General features: G+C 64.1%; 22 protein-coding genes. 13 read left to right on the plus strand and 9 right to left on the minus strand.

From position 1 onward, the window contains the following. Window positions 1-6 precede the first annotated feature (6 nt). Window positions 7-801 (minus strand): PP2C family protein-serine/threonine phosphatase, encoded by a 795-nt coding sequence (locus BO1_RS27745; protein ID WP_028220347.1) that lies wholly within the window; start codon window positions 799-801, stop codon window positions 7-9. 60 nt (window positions 802-861) lie between these two features. Next, entirely contained in the window at window positions 862-1149 is a 288-nt protein-coding gene (locus BO1_RS27750; RefSeq protein WP_028220348.1) for a hypothetical protein, read from the minus strand. A 464-nt stretch (window positions 1150-1613) separates the two neighbouring features. Between BO1_RS27750 and BO1_RS27755 the strand changes: the two genes are divergently transcribed. Continuing rightward, entirely contained in the window at window positions 1614-2144 is a 531-nt protein-coding gene (locus BO1_RS27755) for a lecithin retinol acyltransferase family protein (RefSeq protein WP_028220349.1), read from the plus strand. Between the two features lie 46 nt (window positions 2145-2190). Continuing rightward, window positions 2191-2436: a hypothetical protein gene (locus BO1_RS27760; RefSeq protein WP_028220350.1), complete on the plus strand. Its 246-nt coding sequence runs from the start codon at window positions 2191-2193 to the stop codon at window positions 2434-2436. A gap of 65 nt (window positions 2437-2501) precedes the next feature. On the opposite strand, the gene BO1_RS57970 is transcribed toward BO1_RS27760, so the two are convergent. From BO1_RS57970 to BO1_RS27775, 3 genes are all read right to left on the minus strand, one after another. Next, the gene (locus tag BO1_RS57970; RefSeq protein WP_043286790.1) at window positions 2502-2717 is read right to left on the minus strand and encodes a hypothetical protein; all 216 of its coding nucleotides are present in this window, start codon (window positions 2715-2717) and stop codon (window positions 2502-2504) included. 177 nt (window positions 2718-2894) lie between these two features. Further along, complete coding sequence (locus BO1_RS27770; protein ID WP_028220351.1) at window positions 2895-3167, minus strand: hypothetical protein; 273 nt, start codon at window positions 3165-3167, stop codon at window positions 2895-2897. Between the two features lie 82 nt (window positions 3168-3249). Next, window positions 3250-3519, minus strand: a complete 270-nt coding sequence (locus tag BO1_RS27775) for a hypothetical protein (protein WP_028220352.1) — start codon at window positions 3517-3519, stop codon at window positions 3250-3252. A gap of 446 nt (window positions 3520-3965) precedes the next feature. Between BO1_RS27775 and BO1_RS27780 the strand changes: the two genes are divergently transcribed. Then, window positions 3966-6140 (plus strand): serine/threonine-protein kinase, encoded by a 2175-nt coding sequence (locus BO1_RS27780; protein ID WP_028220353.1) that lies wholly within the window; start codon window positions 3966-3968, stop codon window positions 6138-6140. A 225-nt stretch (window positions 6141-6365) separates the two neighbouring features. Here BO1_RS27780 and BO1_RS27790 read toward each other — a convergent pair whose 3' ends face one another. The 3 genes from BO1_RS27790 to BO1_RS52985 all read right to left on the minus strand — a co-directional run bounded on the left by BO1_RS27790 (window position 6366) and on the right by BO1_RS52985 (window position 10731). Then, complete coding sequence (locus tag BO1_RS27790; protein WP_028220354.1) at window positions 6366-7304, minus strand: hypothetical protein; 939 nt, start codon at window positions 7302-7304, stop codon at window positions 6366-6368. Window positions 7305-7446: 142 nt separating this feature from the next. Further along, on the minus strand, window positions 7447-9510 hold the full coding sequence (locus BO1_RS27795; protein ID WP_028220355.1) for a hypothetical protein: 2064 nt from the start codon (window positions 9508-9510) through the stop codon (window positions 7447-7449). Between the two features lie 402 nt (window positions 9511-9912). Then, complete coding sequence (locus tag BO1_RS52985; protein WP_052409615.1) at window positions 9913-10731, minus strand: response regulator transcription factor; 819 nt, start codon at window positions 10729-10731, stop codon at window positions 9913-9915. Window positions 10732-10870: 139 nt separating this feature from the next. Here BO1_RS52985 and BO1_RS52990 point away from each other — a divergent pair, with 139 nt between their 5' ends. The 5 genes from BO1_RS52990 (at window position 10871) to BO1_RS27820 (ending at window position 15784) form a co-directional block, all read left to right on the plus strand. After that, window positions 10871-12598, plus strand: coding sequence for an FAD-dependent monooxygenase (locus tag BO1_RS52990; RefSeq protein ID WP_043286793.1), 1728 nt, complete (start codon window positions 10871-10873; stop codon window positions 12596-12598). After that, window positions 12586-12789 carry a hypothetical protein gene (locus BO1_RS57975; RefSeq protein WP_084688229.1) on the plus strand — a complete coding sequence of 68 codons (204 nt, stop codon included), beginning with the start codon at window positions 12586-12588 and terminating at the stop codon, window positions 12787-12789. The genes BO1_RS52990 and BO1_RS57975 overlap by 13 nt, the downstream gene beginning before the upstream one ends. 112 nt (window positions 12790-12901) lie before the next feature. Further along, a complete protein-coding gene (locus BO1_RS27810) occupies window positions 12902-13429 on the plus strand; it encodes a VOC family protein (protein ID WP_043286822.1) in 528 nt (175 codons plus the stop codon). Continuing rightward, window positions 13426-14433 (plus strand): fumarylacetoacetate hydrolase family protein, encoded by a 1008-nt coding sequence (locus BO1_RS27815; RefSeq protein ID WP_028220357.1) that lies wholly within the window; start codon window positions 13426-13428, stop codon window positions 14431-14433. The genes BO1_RS27810 and BO1_RS27815 overlap by 4 nt, the downstream gene beginning before the upstream one ends. 31 nt (window positions 14434-14464) lie before the next feature. Next, window positions 14465-15784 (plus strand): MFS transporter, encoded by a 1320-nt coding sequence (locus BO1_RS27820; RefSeq protein WP_043286795.1) that lies wholly within the window; start codon window positions 14465-14467, stop codon window positions 15782-15784. A 101-nt stretch (window positions 15785-15885) separates the two neighbouring features. Here BO1_RS27820 and BO1_RS27825 read toward each other — a convergent pair whose 3' ends face one another. Next, window positions 15886-17040: a branched-chain amino acid ABC transporter substrate-binding protein gene (locus tag BO1_RS27825; RefSeq protein ID WP_043286798.1), complete on the minus strand. Its 1155-nt coding sequence runs from the start codon at window positions 17038-17040 to the stop codon at window positions 15886-15888. Window positions 17041-18105: 1065 nt separating this feature from the next. On the opposite strand from BO1_RS27825, the gene BO1_RS27830 reads away from it, so the two are divergent. The 5 genes from BO1_RS27830 to BO1_RS27850 all read left to right on the plus strand — a co-directional run bounded on the left by BO1_RS27830 (window position 18106) and on the right by BO1_RS27850 (window position 21983). Beyond that, on the plus strand, window positions 18106-18303 hold the full coding sequence (locus BO1_RS27830) for a hypothetical protein (RefSeq protein WP_028220360.1): 198 nt from the start codon (window positions 18106-18108) through the stop codon (window positions 18301-18303). A 117-nt stretch (window positions 18304-18420) separates the two neighbouring features. Next, window positions 18421-18585, plus strand: coding sequence for a hypothetical protein (locus BO1_RS60310; RefSeq protein WP_167338397.1), 165 nt, complete (start codon window positions 18421-18423; stop codon window positions 18583-18585). Window positions 18586-18702: 117 nt separating this feature from the next. Continuing rightward, window positions 18703-18951 carry a hypothetical protein gene (locus BO1_RS27840; RefSeq protein WP_028220362.1) on the plus strand — a complete coding sequence of 83 codons (249 nt, stop codon included), beginning with the start codon at window positions 18703-18705 and terminating at the stop codon, window positions 18949-18951. A gap of 56 nt (window positions 18952-19007) precedes the next feature. Next, window positions 19008-19901 (plus strand): LysR family transcriptional regulator, encoded by an 894-nt coding sequence (locus tag BO1_RS27845; protein ID WP_028220363.1) that lies wholly within the window; start codon window positions 19008-19010, stop codon window positions 19899-19901. Window positions 19902-19994: 93 nt separating this feature from the next. Further along, window positions 19995-21983, plus strand: a complete 1989-nt coding sequence (locus BO1_RS27850; RefSeq protein ID WP_028220364.1) for an aconitase family protein — start codon at window positions 19995-19997, stop codon at window positions 21981-21983. Window positions 21984-22014 lie beyond the last annotated feature (31 nt).

The following is a 22014-nucleotide window of genomic DNA, read 5'->3' on the forward strand; positions in this document are numbered from 1 at the left end:
GCGGGTTCACTGCCGCGTGGTGGGCAGGGCGGGATTGAGCAGCGTATGATCCCCGGCGTCGGGGTCTTCGACGCGGATGACCACGGCGGTGATGTTGTCGCGTCCGCCCGCCTGCAAGGCCATATCGACCAGCGTGTCGGCCGCGAGCTGGCAGTCGGCGTCCTCGAGCGTGCGTGCCATCTCGGGCGCCTCCAATTCGTTGCTCAGGCCGTCGCTGCAAAGCAGGAAGCGGTCGCCGTCGCGCACGGCAATGCGGCCTTCGTCGAGCTCGAGCCAATCCGATGCACCCACGGCCCGCGTGATCAGATGCTGCGATGGATGGTGGCGCGCCGCTTCGGCGCTGAGGTGGCCCTGCGCCTGGAGCGCCGCTACGTGGCTGTGGTCGGTCGTGAGCGGTTCGAGCCGCGCGTCGCGATAGAGATAGATGCGGCTGTCACCTGCCCACAGCCAGCTGCACTCGCGCCCGCTCGCCATCAGCACGGCAACGGTGCTGCCGATCATGCGCACGCCGCGTCGCGCCGCTTCTTCGCGCAGCTGCTGGTTCACCGTCTGCAGCGCGCCGCGCGCTGCCCCTTGTGTGCTCGCCAGTGAACCCGCCGCGGCAAGGGTGGCCAGTGCGCTGAGCGAGCGCACGATCATCGCACTGGCCAGGTCTCCCGCTGTGTGGCCGCCCATGCCGTCGGCCACGGCCCACAAGCCCTGCTGGGGCAGATCGAGACACGCATCCTCATTGAGCGCCCGCACGCGGCCTACGTCGGTGCGCGATGCCGAACTCCAATGCAGTGCGGTTGTCACGATCATGCCTCCGAAGGCCAGGGCCTGTCTCCCCGCTACCCCCGCTATCCCCGCTAATCTCAGGCCCTACGCAAGGCCATTATTTTTGCCGTTCTGGCCCACACCCACCAGCACGTTCGAATTGGCCGCGGAGTTGGTCACGTCGAGCATCTGGTACTGATTGACCACCTGATTCGCGTAGAACGTGTTGTTGGTCTGGTAGAGATTGATGACGGGGCCAGCCGACGCTTGCGCGGGTTCATAGGGCTGAATCCAGCCGAACACCCACGGCGCCCCTGCGCCTCGTATGAACGACATGGCCCTGGGGTCGATATCGCGCTGCAGGTGAAGGTCGGTGATCGTGAGCGAGGTCATGACGGGTCTCCATCGAGAGAGTGGCCGCAAGCGCGCGGCTCGGCACCCCTACCTTGCAAGCGCCATGCCAGTGCGCCGCGGGCACCCAGAATCGCTCGTCTTTTCGCGGCGAGCCTTGCCCCGCAAGACGCCTCGGGACGGGGACGCGTTCTCCGCATGCTAGTGCCTCGCGGCCTCGTTGCGCAATGGTCGGGTGCATCCCAACACAAGCCGCGTCCGCCGTCGTGAGTACTCCGACACATGGGGCGTCTTCCATCGTTCCCGGTTCGAAGCCAATCTGGTGGCTTGCCGCCGACATCCATGAGGTCAATCCGTTGGTCAGCGGCGAACACGCCGGGGCTACGGTTGTGCGCGATATCCCGCCAGGCCTTGTGCAGCCGTCGTCGGCGCGTCTGGCATGGCTGATGCAGGGTAGTTGGCAACCGGCAAACCTTTCGCCAGCAAACCACCAGATGGACCTCGCCATGAGCCCCGACCTTCAACCGACGAACACTCGCAGCGCAGACACGACACCGTGCGCCGCCGCCCGTTCGATCGCGCAAAAGGCAGGGCTGGCCGCGGCTGAACTGCCGCTTGGCGCCCATCTGGTCTCGCGTCGCGCGGGCTACAGCCATCACGGTATCTATGTCGGCGCGGGCCGGGTCATTCACTACGCCGGTCTGTGCACGTCGCTGCACCGTGGCCCGATCGAAGAAGTCTCGCTCGAGCGCTTCGCGGCCGGTCATGAAGTCGAAGTCGTCGCGCATCCGTTCGCTACCTACGCGGGCCGCGAAGCCGTCGCGCGTGCGCGCTGCCGTCTCGGCGAAGACCGCTATCGCCTGCTGACCAACAACTGCGAGCACTTCTGCACATGGTGCGTGGACGGCAAGGGCCGCAGCGAACAGGTCCGCACGTGCCTCGGTCATCCGCTTGCCGCCCTTCGCGCCATTCGCGCGCTGGTGCGGGCGCGCCGTGCCCAGGCGCAGCGCGCCGCGTTCGCGCTGCAGGCCGCGTGAGCGTCACGTTCAGCCATTGCCGCCACCCGTTGTTTCGGAGACCGTCATGAATGCCACCGGATCGTCGCTGCGCCTGCTCGTCGACAAATGGCTGGCGCCCAATGCAGGTGTGCCGGCTCATGTGGTGTGCTTCAGCCGCATGCAGGAAAACCGGCTGCGCTACGTGTGCGTGGAGGCGGTGCATCCCGCGCGCACGATTGCAATCTTCTTCTTCCGTCACGGCGATGGATCGTGGTGCGTGTTTCCGCCGGCGGCCAGTCGCCCGGCCATGACGACGCGCGCCGGCGCGTGACGCGTCTTGCGCATGACACGCCGGCGCGCATCGGCGTATCGACGCGCGGCAAACAGAGCGGGAAATCAGCGTAGCAATGTGGGGCGGGGCGGCGCCGCTATGACGGTCGCCAGCCCTCGCGGCGTTTGCGGGTCCGCGACTGCCACACGCAGTCCGGTGAACGGCCGCGGCGCGAGCATCGTCTGATGCGAGCCGATCCTCGAGCCGCCGGCGATCGCGGCCATCGCCTGCCTGTCCAGATCCACGCTTTCCGGAAGATCCTTGATGACGAGAGTACCCATGGTCTGCTCCATGCGAGCGGATTCGAAGGGAGAAGGCAGCACGCCGGCGCAAGGGCGGTGCCGCACCGTGATGACGAGCGTTCGGCGCCTTGCCTTCACTATAGTTGACGCCCGGCGCATGCGACGACGCAGACGGCGCCGTAGGGCACCGTCTGCGTCGTCGGGGTGGGGCGGCGGTTAAAACGTCACACCGGCGTTCGCATATTGCGAGGGACTGACTTTGAGATTCAGCGGCCCGAAGCCCGCGCCGATGTAACCGATGTTATTGAGCGCGTTGACGTTGACCACCTGAATCTGTTCGATGTTTTGCTCGACAGTCGGCGACACGTTGATGTTGGCGATCGATCCGATACCGGAGACCGTGTTGCTGGAGCCGCCGCGCAAGGCTGACATGGCGCGGCGGTCGAGTTCCGTCCCGGGGGCCAGCTCGCGGATAACGATAGAAGACATGATAAGCCTCCAGAAGTGGATGAAACGAGACAGGGGCGGCACGACGATTGAGCGTGTTGCGCTCGCCCCGCCAGTGGGGCGATCAGAAGTTGATCGTGTTCTTGGCCGTCTGCACCGGGTTGACCGTGGAGTGGATGTTCGTGGCGAAAGCGACGTCGTTGCCCGTTTCGTTGACGATGTCGTTGGACTGGCCGATCAGTTGCGAAGCGGTGAAGTTGGTCGTGTCGACCTTCACGCTCGGGGTCGGGTAGTAGAAGGGCAGCAGGCCAAGGTTGCCGCCGCGCACGGCGCTCATTTCACGGCGGTCGAGTTCTTGGGCGACGCTCAGGTCTGCGATCATCAGCTTGCTCATGACAGTTCTCCAGAAGGGCAATACAGGGTAGTGGGCGATCGAGCTGCAATGTGTTGCGGGCTCGCTTCTCTTAATGCACAGGGTGTGCCAGCCACGCGGAAACCAGGCGGTACGATGCGTGGCGCCTTGTATGACGGGGGTTGGCGCCGCTGCGTGGTGCGCCGGCCCGCCGTGCGGCCCGGTTCGCGCGCCGGAGTGCTGATGGTGTGCGCCCAACAGCGCGCTGCACGGGCGTTGGGTGGGCGGCAACAGGCGGCGCACGCGATGCGGGACCCGGCTGCATCTCGCTGCATTAAAGCCACGCGAGCCGCGATCTAGCTCAGGCACCGATTGCACTGTGCGTTGCGGCAGACTAATCTCACCTCATACAGGTCGCGAAGGGCTTCGCGCGCACGTTGGCGCTCGTCGCGGCGAGCGCACATTCAAGCTGAGTTGAAGGCATACGAATGATGAGCCTTACGCAGCTGATCCAGACCTTCCAGAGCGGGACGCTGTCACGCGAGGCGTTTTTCGCCGAAATCGATCGCGCGCTTGCGTTCGACGTAGCGAACTGCGCCCGCCTGCGCGAAGCCGTGGATGCGACGCAGACCGTCCATCCGCTCCCCGATGCCGACTACACGGAAGTCCTGCGGCGCATCGAACACTTTCAGGGCACCACCACGACCAGCGGCGACGAAACCCGCATCCAGGAGACCCCCTCGGGCGGCCATGCGCCGTCGGGCGGGCGCGCGCTTGCCGCGCCCGGCGAAGCGGAGCACGGGGAGCACATCAAGGGGATAGGCGACACGCTCAACGGCCGCTTCGTGCTCGAGGAATGTCTCGGCGTGGGCGGCATGGGCACCGTCTACAAGGCGCTCGATCTGCGCAAGCTCGAAGCGTCCGACCGCAAGCCGCACATCGCGATCAAGGTGCTCAATGTCCAGTTTCGCGGCCAGCCGACTTCGCTGATCGCGCTGCAGCGCGAGGCGCGCAAGGCGCAGACGCTCGCGCACCGGAACATCGTCACGGTGTACGACTTCGATCGCGATGGACCGCTCGTCTATCTGACCATGGAGTATTTGTCCGGCAAGCCGCTCAGCAAGCTGCTGCGCGCACCGGGATTCGCCGGCATGCCCTTCGAGCAGGCCCGTACGATTATCGCTGGCATGGGGCAGGCGCTGGCCTATGCGCACGAGCGCGGCTTCGTGCATTGCGACTTCAAGCCCGCCAACGTCTTTCTCACCGATGGCGGGGACGTCAAGGTGATCGACTTCGGCATTGCCCGGGTCTTTCAGCGGCCCGAAGAAGATTCCGATGTCACCGTGTTCGATCCCGCCACGCTCGGCGGCATCACGCCCGCCTATGCGAGCCCCGAGATGTTCGAGCATCGGGAGGCGGACCCGCGCGACGACGTCTATGCACTCGCCTGCGTGACCTACGAGCTGCTGACGGGCAAGCATCCGTTCAACCGCAAGTCGGCGCCGCAGGCGCGCAGCGAGAAGATGCACGCCGAACGGCCGCAAGGGCTCGATCGCACTCAATGGCGCACCTTGAGCGCCGCGCTCTCGTTTGATCGCGCGTCGCGCACGGCGAGCGTCACGCAGTTTCTCGAAGGCATGGGCGTGCTTGCGCATGCGCCGGCGTTTCCCGCCGCGCGGATCGGGATCATGGGCGCGGGTGCCGTGGTGCTTGCCGGGGGACTCTGGCTGGGCTACCGCGTGCTGTCCGGGAACGAGGAGCCGCGAGGTGTAAGCGCTTCCACCGCCGCCGTGGCCCCGGCTAGTGCGACGAATACGGTTGCGCAGTCAGGCGGTCCGGCGTCCACCCCGAGCGCACCGGCCGCGCCCGTGCGCGGGGTAACCTCCGCCTCTGTCGTTGCAAATGTGCATGTGCCTGCTGCAAGCGCAGCGAGCGCCGCAAGCGCACCGGCGTCGGCACCGTCTGTCGTTGCCGCTGTGCCAAGCGCGGCATCCGTCGCCACGCTGAACTCCACGCTCGCGCGCATTCCGTGCTCGGCACTTGCAGCGTCGCTGCCGGAGCACGCGCTGCAGGTCAGCGGCTTTGCCAACGCGGGGGATGGCATCGCGCGCATGCATGGCGCGCTCGCGCAATCGCCCGGTGGACAGGGCGCGAAACTCGACGTGAGCGCCGTGGAAAGCCATAACTGCGAGGTCGTCAATGCGTTCGCGCCATACTGGCGCGCGAATCATCAGGGCGGAGCCGGGGCGACGATCCATACGCGGCCACCCGACGCGCACCTGACACAAGGCAGCCCGCTTGTCGTCGACATCACCACGCCGCACTACGAGTCGTACGTCAACGTCGACTATTACGCGCTCGATGGCAGCGTCGTGCATCTCGTGCCGAGCAACCACGAGCGCGACAACCAGGCGCCGGCGGGTTTTTCGGCCACGATCGGCAGTGCGGGCGACTGGATTATCGATAAACCGTTCGGCACCGAAATGATCGTACTGCTGATCACTCCCGCGCCGTTGTTCGACAGCATCCGGCCGCCTTCGGAGCCGCGCGCGGCGTACCTCGCGGCAGTCGATCAGAAGTTGAAGCAGATCGAAGCGCGTTACGGCACCGGACACATTGCCGCCGATTTCGTGCAGATCACGACGCACGCGCGCAACGAATGATCCAGGGGCTCGTTGACAGGAAGCGAGCCCGCCCGCGCAACCTGCCGACGTCGCCTCCAGCGCGTGGCCCCGCGCGATCACCGCACGGCGCGGCCGGCATGCTGACCGAGCTCGCGCTGGCCGCGATCGCCACGCTCGCCTGGAGCGTACTGCGCCTCGTGTCGGTCTTCGAGCGCGAGGGCGGTGCCTGAAGACCGGCTGGGAGGCAGCAGGGCAAGCCGCGCTTCAGGCGCGGCCCGTTGCCGGTACGCTGATGGACTGTGTCGCGTAGCTGAACGAAAGCCGGGCCACGCGTGCGGCCCATTCCTTTAACGCGGCGCTGCCGCCGTTCGCCCATTCGTCCTCGCCGACGTTCGTCACGCCAGCGACGACGGACCAGTCCGCCGCGAGGCTTTGCAAGGCGTCCAGCGTAGTCGAGGCGGCCTTCGTGACCGTGCGGATCTGGTTGCAGGTCAAGGTGACCTGGGCCAGATCGGCAGTGGCCTGGTCGAGTTGCGCCCATGCCGATTCCAGTTGGCTCAGCGTCGTGTTGATGGCGTCGGTCAGTTCGAGCTCGTCCACGGCGTCCTCGCCGATCTTGATGACGCCCTTCACGAGGGGATCGATATCCTCGCCTTCCGTTCCGACCGCGAGCGCGACGTCCACGGCAACCGCGATGAGATCCACGCCTGAATCGATGGCATCCTGGGTGAGCTTGTCCTCCTGTTGATCGAATTGCGAATTCAGTTGATCCGCCAGTTGGGTCAGTTGAGCGACTTGCTTCGCGTCCGCGTTCTGGATGGATTTGGCAATGCTCTCGAGCTGCACGAGCAGCGGCTGCCCCTCGGTCACCAGATTGGCGACGGAATCGCACAGGGCCACCACGTCGGGAATGTCGTCGTCGTAGAGAACGTCGTGCATGACGCTCTCTTCGTCGATGCCGTCCTGGAACAGACTGGAGATGGACGTGCTATCGCCGGTGAGGTTGGACATCAGTCCCTCCCAGAACTCGGCCCACAGGTCTTGCTGCCAGTCGGAATACCGCGTGACGAGCGTGGCGTATTGCGGATTCTGGGCGATGACGGGGGGTAACACGGCTGTCGTGGCGGAACGCAGATAGCCCTGGATTGTCATGAACGCGTTGAGAAGACTCACGACCGGCAGCGAGGGAATCGAATTGGCCATTTCGGATACCTGATCAAGTGATGTTCGGAAACAAGGAAGAACGGGCCGGACCTCGCGGTCCGGCCGTTGACGTTGCTCGCCTGGCGGGGCGCAGCCGCGAGCTTGAGTTGCGAGCTTCAGTGGCGAGGCTCGGCCACGAGGTTCAGCCAGGCAAGGCGGGCAACTGCTGCCAGGTGTTGTTGGCAAGGCTCGTGAGCACCCAGGCGGCGCCGGTATTGTCGATGGCATAGACCGTGCCGCCGTCGCTCACGCTCACCCCCACGATGCCGCTCTTCAGTTGCGTGCAGACCGGGCTGTTGCCGCCCTGCGGGAGCGCGACGTGCCAGAGGTTGAGGCTGCCGTCGGTGACATACTGGTCCCCCTGCGGTGCCTGAGCGAGCGCGCTCACGCCCGTCATCATCGCGGTCAGCGCATTGCCGTTCGCGGTGTCCATGAACCACGCATTGCCCGACGTGTCGGTCAGGCCGACCTTGCTGCCGTTCGCAACGAGGCTGCTCCATGTTGCCGTGCCGATCTGCTGCCACGCGCCCTCCGCGCGGGTCCACAGGCCGCCGCCATTGTTGGCGATGGCAAACAGCGTGCCGTTGGCGCCTGCGATGGCGGCGGGCGCATCGCTATTCGGCATCGAGCCGACCGCGCTCCAGTTCGTGCCCGAGCCGCTGTACACGTAAGCCTGACGGTCCGACGTCACCTGACTGATGGCCCAGACGGAGGTGCCGTCCGTCGCCACCTGGGCAACCGGGAACGTCGAGATCGGGGTCCACGTGTTCTGCCCGGCATTGAACAGCTTGGCAAAGAAGCTCTGTCCGTAACTGTTGGGCTGAAGTTGCGAGCCGTTGAGCGGCGCGCCGTCTATGCCCGCCACCACGCCTCCCGCGGCGGCCACCGAAAAGCTGTAGCCGGGCAGCGTGGACCAGATCGTGCCGCCGGACGCAAAACCGTAGGTCGTACCCGAATTGCTGACCAGCCACGCGTTGTTGCCCGCAGCCGCCAGATTCGTCGGGTTCACGAGCATGATCGAGCTGGGCCAGATATACGCGGTGATGCCGGCGAGGAAGCCCGCCTGCGAGACGATGTCATTCCATTCGCTCAGCGCTTCGTTGAGGCTGTCCTGGTTCAGGTCCGAGAGCGCGGCGGTGATGTCGTCGCCCAGGGTCTGGCAAAGCTGGAGCAGCGTGTTGAGTTCCTGTTGCGCCTGCGAATTCATGCTCGCCACGCCTTGGGCACTTTGCGAAAACGCTGCAACGGACTGGGCGGCAAGCTCGTCCGCGTTTTCCCAGTTGATATCGTTCTGGATTTGCGCTTTCAACTGCGCAATCTGCCCTTTGAGCGCGGTGATCTCCGCGATGGCGAAATAGGCGCCCGCCGCGCCGCCCGCCATCAGGATCCAGCCGACCGGATTCCAGAAGTTCGCAAGGCCGATGATGCCGACCACGATGGCCGAGCCGGCCGCGAAACCAAGACCGATGATCTTGCTGTTGTCGGAGCTGATCGTGCTGTTGCAATTGGCAATATCGGCATTCAGGGCGTTGATCTCGCTCTGATAGGCCTGTTGAAGCTGATAGAGCACGCCCGTGGTGGAGGCCGAGATGAGCGTGGTGGCTGCCGTGTTCAGGCTGCCGCTGAGCGACTGGATTTGCGTGCCGATGCTCTGCAGCGGCGTCAATTCTGCGCCGACGAGTGCCTTGGTCTGCTGCAGCTGTTGTTGCCACGCGGGGCTGCCCGGCTGCAGATTCGCCAGCACGATGAAATCGGCTTGCACGGTTGCGTTGAGATTCGAAATCGTGCTCGCAACCGAAATGAGGTTGGAGAAGATGCTGGCACCGCCACCGCTGCTCGACGTACTGATCCAGTTCGCGGCCTGGCCCTGCAGCACGGCGAGCTGCTGCGTGAACTGCTGATAGGCCGTCTGGAGACTGTCCACGGGAATCTTCGTGCCGGGAGGCGGCGCTCGAAACGTGATGACGGGCGGTGCCAGCGCCGTCAATGCGTTGACGTACGTGCTGGTGGCAATGATCTGGATCGTCGCGATCGACTGCTGCACGGCGAGCTGGAGCGCCACTGAGCCAAGACGCGTGCGTGGCGCGATCTTGACGAGCGGGTGACCGGCCTGGGCAAGATTGACGTGCCGGTTGGGCGCAAGCAGCACGCTGCGCCCAAGGTGCGGTGCATCCGCGGCTTTGTCGCGCTCAAGAAGGAGTTCCATGATGAGGCCCCGTGATCGAAGAGAACGTTTTGTGACGTTGAAACCATGCGCCGCCAGAATCGGGCTGTGGAAAAAGGCCCCGAACCGGCGAAAGCATGCCCTGGCGACGTAATGAAACGTGTCACCCATTCCAGAATTCAATGTTTGACGAATGCCCGCTTGCCGCCGGCCGTTTTGTCGAGCCGATTTTTAATTCATTGAATCGGGCAAGCGTTGAAATGTTGGCTAACCGAATCTTTTTGATCTTTGAGGTATGCAAGCGTGTTTAGCGCTTTTAACACGGCAGCGCTGGCTGTCGCTCACCAGTATTGGATTGTTACGAGGAATGGTACAAGCTTCGATTGGGGAGGTTGAAAACCGGCTCCTGGTATGCTTTGCATAGGCGCTTACGTTTCTGAACATCTACGAACCTTGTTGCTTCTTCCTCGCGGGACTCAAGTTGGCGGGAAGCTGGTCGAGCGTCGTCAGCAGATCGCGCTGCGAGCGGATGCCCAGCTTGGCGAACGCCCGGTACCGGTACGTGAGCACCGTGTTTTCGGATAGCTCCAGCAAAGCGGCCGTCTCTCTCGATGTCTTTCCCGCGAGCAGCCAGGAGATCACCTGGCGCTCACGATGCGCGAGGTTCGTGAGTATCCGGTGATGCAGCGCATCGCTCACGGCTCGGCGCGCGGTCTTTCTGACGTGTGCGAGCACGGCTTCGTGCAGGACCGGCGCGCAACGCGTAATTGTTTCGAAGTCCTCTTCAGAGAACAGATCGAACGAGAGGTTCCGATAAAGGCTGATTGCGGCGCGGAAGCCATCCCGGTCCAGCAGCAGCACGGATACCCGCTCCCTGATGCCGGGCTTCGTGTAGCACAAGTCGCGATAGCGCTGGTCGCTCACGTCCTCGGCAAACTGATGGCTCATCCAGAGTTGCGAGCGTGCCGGTACGCGCTTGCGCGAGAGCCACGTCATGTTGTTATCGAGCAAGTCGAAGCGATTGCGGTAGTACTCGACGGCCGTAATCGAAGCGACTGCGCCGTGCGCGCTGGCCGTCGACAACGCCGAAACGCGCCCGGTGGATTGCAGTGCGAATAACGTGCAGTGACTCGCGGGGACCAGCGGCTGCACCGCTTCCAGGATGTATTGCGCGAGGTCCTCGGTTCCGATGCCGGCGATGACCTTCGTCACGAACGGCAGGGCAATGTCGTCGCGACGGGATTGGATTCTCCAGTATCTCACTCGTTCCTCATCAGGGTTTATACGTCATAAGAACCTATGACAACGTCGGTGGCCGGTTCACTGAACAATAACGTTGTCGGCGCTTCGATCACGCACGTTACACGCTGCGTGAAGCGCAATCAATGAAGGAGACAAACCCATGAGCGACGCGCGCGGCAGGCTTGACCGCATCGGTCCTTTTGAGTACCGGCGATTTTCCGCCTGCCTTCCGGCGCTGGCAAACGGCGTCGAGCCGCAAAGACACGATGTTGTCATCGTGGGCGGCGGCCCCGTCGGGCTTGCAACCGCGCTGGGCCTGGCACGATTCGGGGTGCGATCCGTCGTGATCGAGGCGGACGATTCTGTCTGCGAGGGCAGCCGGGCGGCCTGCATCTCTCGCCGCAGCTTGCAGGTCGTCGAGCGACTGGGCGCGGTCGATGATTTTCTGGCGAAAGGCCTGAGGTGGAGCCGGGGCCGCAGCTTCTATCGCGAGCATGAGGTCTTCCGCTTCGAGATGCCGGATGAGCCATCGGAGAAGTTCCCGCCGATGATCAACTTGCAGCAGTACTACATCGAACACTACTTGCTTGAGGCCATCGCACGAGTCAACGCGGCCAGTCCAGGCACAGTCGACGTACGCTGGGGCGCGCGCGTGAGTGGCGTATCGGCCACCGACAGCGGCGTCGCAATCGAGATCGAGACGCCCCACGGCCGCTATCGCTCCGGCGCGAGCTGGCTGGTCGCATGCGATGGCGGCCAGAGCATGGTCCGCAAGACACTGGGCCTCGAACTGGCGGGCACGGCCTACGAAGGGCGGTACGTGATCATCGATATCGAACTGGCCAGCGGTGCGCCGGCAGAGCGGCGCGCGTGGTTCGATCCGCCGTGGTGGCGCGGATCGACCATCCTCATGCATCGCCAGCCGGACAATATCTGGCGCATCGACTATCAGTTGCGGCCCGGGGATTGTGCCGAAGACGCACTCACGCCCGCGCGTGTCCACACGTTTGTGCAGACCCACCTCGATGCGATCGGCGAAGGCCATCTGCCCTGGAAGCCTGTCTGGACCTCGGTCTATCGCGCAGGTGCCATGACGCTCGATGCATACCGGCATGGCCGGATTCTGTTCGCCGGAAACGCCGCGCACGCGATGCCGATTTTCGGCGTGCGCGGGCTCAACTCGGGATTCGACGATGCCGACAATCTCGCCTGGAAGCTGGCGTTGGTCCTGTCGAATGGCGTGGACGAAGGACTGCTCGACAGCTACAGCGCCGAACGGATCGAGGCCTTTCACGAGAATGCGGCCAGTGCGATGCGCAGCACCGAGTTCATGTCGCCCCCTTCGCGCGGCTTCGACCTGATGCGCGAAGCCTGTTTATCGCTGGCTCATGAGCATCCCGCGATTGCGAGCCTGGTCAATCCCCGGCAAACCGAGGCGGTCGCCTACACGAACTCGACGCTCACGCCCGATGGCGATGGCTTCGAATCGGGACCCGCACCGGGAAGCGTCGCCATTGATGTCGCGCTCGACGCGCATGGGCGGTTTCTGAGCGACGTGTTTCAGGCTCCCGGTTTTACCGTGCTCGGGTTCGGGCTTTCGCTGGATTGTCAGCAGTCGCTGGCCCAGGCGCTGGCGACTCTTGCGGTGCCGGTTCAGATTCGGAGTGTCGGCGTTACCGGGGGCGAGCACGACGTCCTCGTTTCGGCCGAGGCGATGGCGCGCATCGCCCGGGCATATGGCGCAGGGGAAGGCTCGGTCTACCTGGTCCGCCCCGACGGTCATGTGGCCGCCCGATGGCATCGGCCGTCCGGGCAAAGCGTGCGCGTGGCCATCTCCCGCGCCTGCGGCACGAAACTCGATGTCATGGAGGAAGCATGCCTGAACTGAATAGCCGTTCGAGAGATCGCGTCTACACGCATTGCGCCCGTGCCGTCAGCGCCGCGGGCAGAGAGAGCGAGTCGCTCTTTCTCGCGAGACTGGCGCTGCTGCTCTTCGAACAGCTCGGCGACGCGCAAGCCTGCGAAGCCGCCATAGACGCGGCGCTGCGTAGCCTGCCGGCACCGTCGCTGTCGGCCTGAGAAGCGAGCGCGGCGGCGCCTCCTTTAGCCATTGCGAAACTTCAACCTGTTGATTTTCACCATGAACAATGCAATCGCAAGCCCCGCTGCAGGCCATGCAGCGCCCGTGCCGATGGGCACGATCCTGGGTCTTCATCACTTTGCGTGGCGCTGCCGCGACGCCGAGGAAACCCGCCGCTTTTACGAAGACATCCTCGGTCTTCCGCTCGTTCACGTGATCAAAAAAGACCATGTGCCGAGCACCGGGGAATACTGCCCGTACGTGCATATCTTCTTTCGCATGTCCGATGGATCCCATATCGCCTTTTTCGATCTTGGCGATGGTCAAAGCGCTGCGCCCAGTGCAAACACGCCGGCATGGGTCAATCACATCGCGCTGAGAGTGGACAATCGCGAAAAGCTGGACGCCATGAAAGCCCGCTTGTTGGAGCACGGCATTGAAGTGCTCGGTATCACGGATCACGATGGCTATATCGAGTCGATCTACTTCTTCGACCCCAACGGATTGCGTCTGGAGCTGACAACTGAAGTGGCTCCTGCGGCTGTCGTGAGCGATTTCGCGCGGCATGCCCATGCGCAGCTTGCGCAATGGGCCGTTGAATCCGCCACGCGCCGCGCGGCCGGGAAGGAGGGCGCATGAGCACGCTATCCCCCGCGCTTCGACTCGCAACGCGGCAAGACGGCAGCCGTGACGGCGAGCTGGTTATCGTCTCGTCCAGCTATCGGCGCTGCATGCCGGTGCCTCGCATTGCCAGAACCCTGCAAGAGGCGCTCGACAACTGGTCAACTACCGCGCCTCGACTGGAGGCTTGCTGCCAGCGTTTGGACGCCTGCGGGTGGGCATCGTGCGAGCCGTTCGATCCGGCGGCGGCGCTCGCTCCCTTGCCGCGCGCGTATCAATGGGCCGATGCCTCGGTGTACAGGAACCACGCGCGGCTCATGTATCAATGGCGCCGGGAACCCATTCCGGATCGATACGAGACCGAGCCGCTCGTGTATCAGGGCGGCTCGGATGTCATGCTCGCCGGTACGGCGCCAATCGTGGGGCTCAGCGCGGCGCACGGGATCGACTTCGAGGCGGAGATCGCGGTCGTCACCACCGACGTGCCCCTGGGCGCCACACTCGAACAAGCCCGCAACGCTATCGCGTTGGTTGTTCTTGTGAATGACGTGTCGCTGCGTGGACTCATCCCGGGTGAGCTCGCTCGCGGATTTGGCTTCTACCAAAGCAAGCCGGCAAGCAGCTTCGCTCCGGTCGCCGTCACGCCCGCCGCGCTTGGCCACGCGTGGCGCGACGCGATGTTGCATCTTCCGGTGAGAGTCGAGCTCAACGGCGAGGTATTCGGCACGCCAAACGCGGGTGAGGAAACGGTATTCAATTTCGCGCAGATCATTGCGCATCTAACCAGGACGCGCGCGCTATGCGCTGGGACGATCGTGGGTGCGGGGACGATCAGCAATGCGGACCCATCGACAGGCAGCGCCTGCGTGACCGAAGCCCGGGTACGCCAAGCCCTCTCAGGCTGGCCAGACGAAGCGCAGCAGCGGTATCTGCAACACGGTGACCGGATTCGCATGGAAGTCTTGACCGACGACGGCCGCTCGGTATTCGGCGCAATCGACCAGACGGTAATGAATACATGACGTGATATCGCGTCGCATAGTGGAGACGAGTATGACTTCAGCTACAGCAGGAAATGATCGCGATCTGGCCGCGCTTTACCAGAAAATCGGCCGGCGCATCGTGCCGTTTGTCTTCGTGGGATTCGTGATCGCTTTCCTTGACCGTATCAACATCGGCTTCGCGCAGTTGCAGATGAAGGCCGACCTTGGCTTCAGCGACGCGGTGTACGGGCTCGGCGCGGGCGTGTTCTTCCTGGGCTACTTCCTGTGCGAAGTGCCCAGCAACCTGCTGCTCGAACGTATTGGCGCGCGGCGCACTTTCATGCGGATCATGATTGGCTGGGGCGTGGTTTCGTCGTGCATGGCGTTAGTGACGACCCCATGGATGCTTTATGTGATGCGGTTCCTGCTCGGCGTGTTCGAGGCAGGATTCTTCCCCGGGATCGTTCTTTACTTGACTTACTGGTTTCCCGCTTCACGCAGGGCATCGGTCACCGCCTGGCTATTCGTGGCGGTTGCCGTCGCGGGCGTCACGGGCGGCATCGTTTCGGGCGCCATCATGCAGTATGCGGCAGGCGTGCATGGCCTCGCAGGCTGGCAGTGGATGTTCATTCTCGAAGGATTGCCCGCGATCCTCATGGGCGTCGTCGTGCGACTCTTCCTTGTTGACAGCCCGCAGCACGCGGGATGGCTGACCGAAGCGGAGAAGCAACGCGTCCAGCGAGATCTGGACGTGGATCTCGCGTCCAAGGAAGCGCTCGCATCGGGGTCGATTGGCGCTGCGTTGCGCAATCCGATGGTGTATCTGTTTTCGGCGGTCTATTTCACGCTGACTTGTGGAACGATGGCCATCAGCTTCTGGCTGCCCACCATCATTCACGGCGCCGGCATCCACAGTGTCTTTGACACCGGCTTGTTGAGCGCCATCCCTTATGGGATTGGGGCTATCGGGATTGTCGCCATCTCGCGCCACTCGGATAAACGTCGCGAACGATTTTGTCACTACGCCGTGTGCGCCATTGGCGGCGGGTTTGCGCTCTGTCTCGTTGGCTTGTACGGAAGCGGACTGTATTCGGCCTTGCTGTTCCTCAGCATCGCGGTGGGGTTGACGTTCGCTGCGCTACCGATCTTCTGGTCCATGCCTCAAGACCATCTCTCCGGTTCCGGCGCAGCGGGCGGAATCGCATTGATCAGCAGTCTCGGCCAACTCGGCAGCTTCTTCAGCCCCGCGCTGATTGGCTGGATCAAAACGACCACGGGCCGACTCGATGCGGGGCTCTACGTTCTTGCCGCGTTGCTGATAGCCGGTGGCGTTGCGGTGCTCGTCTATTCAGGCCGACGTATCGGCAGCGCCGCGCGCAGCGTCGCCTGAGCGTTCCCTGGACCACTGCGGTTTCAACGGGGCGGCCCGGATGGCGAGAGCAGGGCGGCCCGCGAAGCACGCTTCGCGGGCGCGCGCGGTTTTCCCGTGCGTTAGTCCTTCGTGCCCACGGTCTGCAGCGGCACCCACTTGCCGCCCGCGACCTTGTACACCGTCACGCCGCCATACTTCAGGTCGCCATACTGGTCGTACGAGAGTTCGCTGGTGGTCACGCCCTTCATGTTCGTGGCCTTCAGCGCCGAGAGGAAGACGTGCGGGTCGGTCGAGTTCGCCGCCTTCATCGCGTTGAACACGGCCATCGTGCCGTCGTAGGCATAAGGCGCGTACAGTTCCACCGGGCGGTTAAAACGCTTCGTGTAGTGGTCGGAAAAGGCCTTGCCGCCCGGCATTTTTTCGAGCGGGCTACCCTCGGATGCGGCCAGCGTGCCTTCGGCTGCCTCACCCGCAATCTTGATCAGGTTATCGGACTGCACCATGTCCGGGCCGATCAGCGCCGCCTTGATCGCCAGCGAGCGCATCTGTTTGAGCATGGGCGCGGCCTGGGTATCGGCGCCGCCGTAGAACACCGCATCGACGTTGGCCGCCTTGATCTTCGTGAGAATCGAGCGGAAGTCCACGGCCTTGTCGGTCGTATATTCCTGGTCCACCACGGTGGCGCCCGCCGCCTTCGCGGCCTTGGCGAACTCTTCGGCCACGCCCTGTCCGTAGGCGGTGCGGTCGTCGACGATTGCAAGGCGCTTGAACTTGAGACCCTTCACCGCGTACTCGCCCAGCACGCTGCCTAGTTGGGTATCCGAAGTGAGCAGGCGGAACGTGGTGGGCAGGCCGAGCCGCGTATAGGTGGGCGCCGTGGCCATGGCAATTTCAGGGATGCCCGCCTTCGCGTAGATGGGCGCGGCCGGGATGCTGGTGCCCGAGTTGTAGTGGCCGATGACGGCGGCCACGCCGTCGTCCACGAGCTTTTGCGCGACCGTCGTGCCGGTGCGCGGGTCGGCCTGGTCGTCCTGGCCGTCAAGGACGAAACGCACGGGCTTGCCGCCGATCACCGGGTTCGTAGCATTCATGTCGTCGATCGCCAACTCCACGCCGCTGCGGAAATCGGCACCGTAGTGGGCCTGGCCGCCCGTGAGCGGCGCGGCGAAGCCGATCTTCACTTCGACCGGCGACGATGCAAAGGAGCAGGGTGCGCCTGCCAGGGTAAAACCCAGGATGCATGCTGCGGAAATGACTGTGCGATGGAACTTCATTGTTTTGGGTGCTCCTCGATGATGAATCGTGCGGGTGCCTGCCGCCCTGGTGGTCTTGCGGGCACATGTCTCCTCGCGTTCCGTTTTCCGGTCGGCTGCAAGCAATATACGAATCCGGGGGTTGCCGGGTCTTGTCGAAAATAAACAGTGCCGATGCAGAAATCGGCATAGTGCGCGTGGCTGCGCACATGCGCATGACAATGCGGATTGCCGATACGCAGCGGCGCGCTCACCGGTAATCCTGAACGAATGCTTGCTTGCCGAAACTGAGAAGGACCGCGCCTCCGTCAAGGAGCAAATCGACCGGATCAAGGCACGAAATTTAAACGCCGCCCGCTACAGAAAAAATTTATAAGCACATCAAAATTAAACTCGACAATGCGTCGTTGGTCCTTGCGATCCAGGCGGAGGGTGGCGGCAAGCACACAGTGTCCGGGCCGTTCTTCGGCCTGGGTCCGCGGATACTTGAACGACGAAGCTGCTCAATTCCGCGCCAGTCCAAGCCGGAAAATTGCGGTTCTTGCTGGGCCTGGGCGTGAGGCCATGGGTTCGCAACGGCGGCCTGGCCGGGAGGCGTTCCGGTCCTTGCCCGGCCTGTTTCGACCACGAGTGGGCGGCCGGCATGAATTGGGGAAACTCCTGGACCGGAGGCCTGAACGCGACAGATTTAACAAAGTTAGAATGAAGTCTCTAAATTGACCAGCGCGTTGGTGTGCTGGCGGCAGCGCTTTCCGGCTGCCGCGACGCCGACTATTGGCCGCCGTGGCAACGGCCAGGCTGCTGGTGCGAAACGGGAGACGATGCATGAATGTTCCTGAAAGAAAATCATTTGCCACTACGCCGGAATTCAACGCGGCCGCTGTGCTCGCCTTGACCGGCTCCGCTGCGTCTGCAGCGGCTCCAGCTCCGCAAAGACGACGGCGCCCCTGTTCAGGGCGTTGCGTACTGCCTGGATAGCCAACGTCCGTCGCGCCTCGTTGCGCTCTGTCGACAGTGCTGACATGCAGCCGCCGCTGCATGCGAACCCCCATTCTGATTTTGGCTTCCCCGATGGGAGGTATTGACATGTTGAGTCCACACGAGCTTGCTACCTTGATGCTGGTGAAGAATGCGCCCGACTGGATCGAGCCGGACCGCATCGAGCTTGGCGCGTTGCGCGAGCTTCAACTGATCGACATCGAGCCGCCGGAATCGGGCGTTGCGCTTGCGCGCGTGACGCCGCGCGGCGACGCGCTGCTGCGCGCGGTGTCCCGCGTACGCTAGACACGCGCCGGGTGTGCGCCAGGTAACGGACAACGTCCAGGAGTCGAATTTATATCCAGGGTATGTGCTGGCCCGTGCGAGAGGCCGGCGCTTGTGGGGGGATCCAGGGAGGCTGATATGGACCAGGCGTGGCTGAACATGGCGGTTGCGGCGATTGTGCCGATCGTCCTTGTCGTTGCGGCAATTTCCATTCATCACCATCGCCGAGAGCGGCGGCGTGCCGATCTGCTGCGCAATCTCGATCATCACGATTGGTGCCGGTGGGTCCGCGCAAAACATTGAGGATCGCGAAGCGTCAAGCCGAAACACGGCGGCTTTGTTGTTCGAGTGGCGTCCGTGCCACAAGCACGCTTGCGCCAACAAGACGTCTCATCCCGAGACCGACGACGGGGATCTTTTGTGAGCTACGATTTCGCCGAAAAGGATCTGGCGCACATTTGCCATGTCCTCAGCCATCTGGAGCAGTCGGCTGCGGGCGCGCGCATTCCTGAAACCGGCCCGATGGCCAACCTCGACTATTGGCACGCGAGAGTCCGGGCGATCCTGGCCATGCCCATGCTGTCCACGCATGTGCAGAAGCAGGCCAAAGAGCTGCTCGGCCGCCTGGAGCGGCTCAAAGACTCGCGCCGATGCGCAGCGGGCTCGTGACGATCGGCTGAGCGGTCGCTACTATTGCGGCTGTCGGGTTTGGCACAGTTTCTGTCATGAGAATCGATCCGTACAGCCTGGAACTCTTCATCTCCGTGGTGCGTGAGGGCTCCATTGCGCGCGCGGCCAGCCGCAATCACATCGCGCCTTCGGCACTCAGCCGCCGCATCGCGGACCTGGAGAGCGCGGTGGGCATGCCGTTGCTCATCCGTTCCCATGGCGGCGTCGAGCTGACCGAAGCGGGCCGCCAGGCGTACACGCGCGCGACCGCTTTGCATGACCAGTTGCAGTCTTTCGCACGCGAGGTGCAGTCGGTCAGCGGCCAGATCGCAGGCGTCGTGCGCCTCTACGCCAACGCCTCCGCGATTGTCGGCTTCCTGCCCGAGCGGCTCAAGGCATTTCAGGCCGTTTGCCCGCTCGTGCAGATCGAATTGACGGAGCAGATCAGCGACGAGGTCGTGCGCGCGTGCATGGAGGATCGCGCGGACGTTGGCGTATCGGCTTGCGGCAAGACGCCCGCGGGGCTCGAATCGTGGCACTTCGCCGACGATCCGCTGATGGTCGTGCTGCCGCCCGATCATGAACTGGTCTCGATGGCCGCGCCCACGTTCCACGACGTACTGCGCTTTCCGCTCGTCGCGCTGCAGGCCGGCGGCTCGCTCGACCAGGTGGTGAAGGAGCGCGCCGACGCCATGCGCGTGCCGCTCAAACTCGCCGTCACCGTGAACAGCTTCGACGCGCAATGCCGCATGGTCGAGGCGGGGCTCGGCATCGGCATCGTGCCCGCCAGCGCCGCGTCCGCCTTTGCCGGATCGAGCGGCTTCGTGCGCAAGCCGCTCGACGAAGCGTGGGCCATGAGCCGCAGCCTGCACGTGCACGCGCTCAGAAAGTCGTCCCGTCTCAGGGCCGTTCAGGCGCTCATTGACGCGTTGACACGCACCCAGGCCTGACCCTGGCATCGCGATCCGCGATGCCCCCATTGCCGATCGAGCACTTTGCACAGAGAGGGCCGCCGTCTAGATTTCCGCTCAAGGAGAGATCGGATGGCAACCCTGGATTTGAGCGGCCGGATACTGTTTCTTTGCACGGATGCGGACGCGATCGAGCAGCAGCTCAAAGGCGCGGACCTCGCGGACGTACCGCCGCACGCGTTGAGAGACGACGTATCGACGGACGAGATTACGCCGATGAGCGTGCTCACGCGCTTCGACGACCGGCTGGGGCGGGTGCCCTATCTCGGCTTGCGGGTCGGCAATCGCAATCCGGTCGGCATGGATGCCGTGCACGCCGGCGGCTTTTGCGTGACGGTCGCGGGCAACCGCTATGGCAAGGGCTCGTCGCGCGAGCATAGTCCGCTGGCGGAATACCGGGCGGGCATCCGCCTCGTGATCGCGAAGAGCTTCGAGCGCATCTATCGACAGAACGCCGACAATCTCGGCCTGTTCACGTCGACGGATTTCGGGCTGATCGCACGCATCCGGCGCGGCGAGCCCATCGAGATCGACGAGCTCGTCGCCTCGCGCGACAGTCTCGCGGCCGAGATCCTGCGTAGTGGCGGATTGCTGCGCTACGGCGCGCGAGCGATGCGGCAGATCCGTTGCGTACGGGAGGCAGTCGACAGCGCACCGCGCACGCTCGTGCAGAAGATTCTTGAACGCCACGCGCTGCAAACCGGGGGTACCGGCGAGACGCTGGTGCCTGGCGCCGGTGCCTTCGTACGTGCAGACTGGCGCTTCATCCACGAGTACTACACGGGCATGGCGGCGCATATGCTCCATGCCACGTTCGGGCGGCCGCTCGCACTGCACGACCGCGCGACGATACTCGCGTTCGAGGATCATCTTTCGTATGCGCACAAGAGCGAGTTGCACGTGCGAAACGGCCTGCTGCCCGATGTGCGGGAGCTTTCCGCGGCGCATCGTCAGTTCGCGCGCGAATACGGTGTGAGGAATCACGGCTATTTGAGCGAAGCCGAGGGGGCCTCTAGCGAAGGTTCGGAAGGGATCTCGCACGCGATGATGGCCGAGCGCTATGCGTTGCCGGGCCAGCTGATCGTGGGCACCGATTCGCACACGCCACATAGCGGCGCGCTCGGCTGCGTGGCGTTCGGCGTGGGCACCACGGACATGGCCAACGCCTTCGTGACCGGCGCCGTGCGCATGACCGTGCCGCAAACGTTGCGCGTCGAGTTCAACGGCAAGATCGCGGCGGGTGTGACGGCGAAGGACCTCGCGCTGCACCTTCTCGCCGACCCGCGGATCCGCTCGGGCCTCGGCGTGGGCAAGGTGTTCGAGTTCGCCGGCGCCGCGATCTCGCAACTGACGACCGACGAGCGCGCGACGCTCACGAACATGACCGCTGAGCTGGGCGGGTTCACCGGCATTGTCGCGCCCGACGCGGAAACCGTCAGGTTCCTCAAGGAACGCCGGGGCATCGACTTCGAAATCGAACCGTGGATGTGCAGTGACGAAGGGGCGCAATACGCAGAAGTCCTGAGCATCGACTGCGCGGCGATTTCGCCGATGCTCGCTGCACCCGGAGACCCGGGAAACGGCATTGCGCTGCGCGATCTCGCCGAGCGCCCGCATGTTGACATTGCCTACGGCGGCTCTTGCACGGCGGGCAAGCGCGAAGACTTCGATCACTATCACGAGGTGCTGGCATGGGCAGCCGCGCGTGGCCTGCGCGTGCCCGCGGGCGTCAAGCTCTATCTGCAGTTCGGTACCTCGGAGGTGCGCGACTACTGCGAACGGCGCGGCTACCTGAAAGCGTTCGATGAGGCTGGCGCCATTCTCCTGCAACCCTCGTGCGGCGCTTGCGCCAATTGTGGACCGGGCGCGTCCACGGCGGCGAGCGAGGTGACGATCAGCGCCATCAACCGCAACTTTCCGGGCCGCTCGGGTCCGGGCCAGGTATGGCTCGCGAGTCCGCCGACCGTGGCGGCGAGCGCGCTGGCCGGGCGGATCGCGTCGTTCGCCGAGTTGCAGGATCAGTACCGGCAAGCCACGCGCTCATGCCGGCAGACGGGCTAACGGCCGGTTGAGCGCGACGATTCATTCAAAC

This window comes from Paraburkholderia oxyphila NBRC 105797 (assembly GCF_000685075.1).
GTDB classification, from domain to species: Bacteria; Pseudomonadota; Gammaproteobacteria; order Burkholderiales; family Burkholderiaceae; genus Paraburkholderia; species Paraburkholderia oxyphila.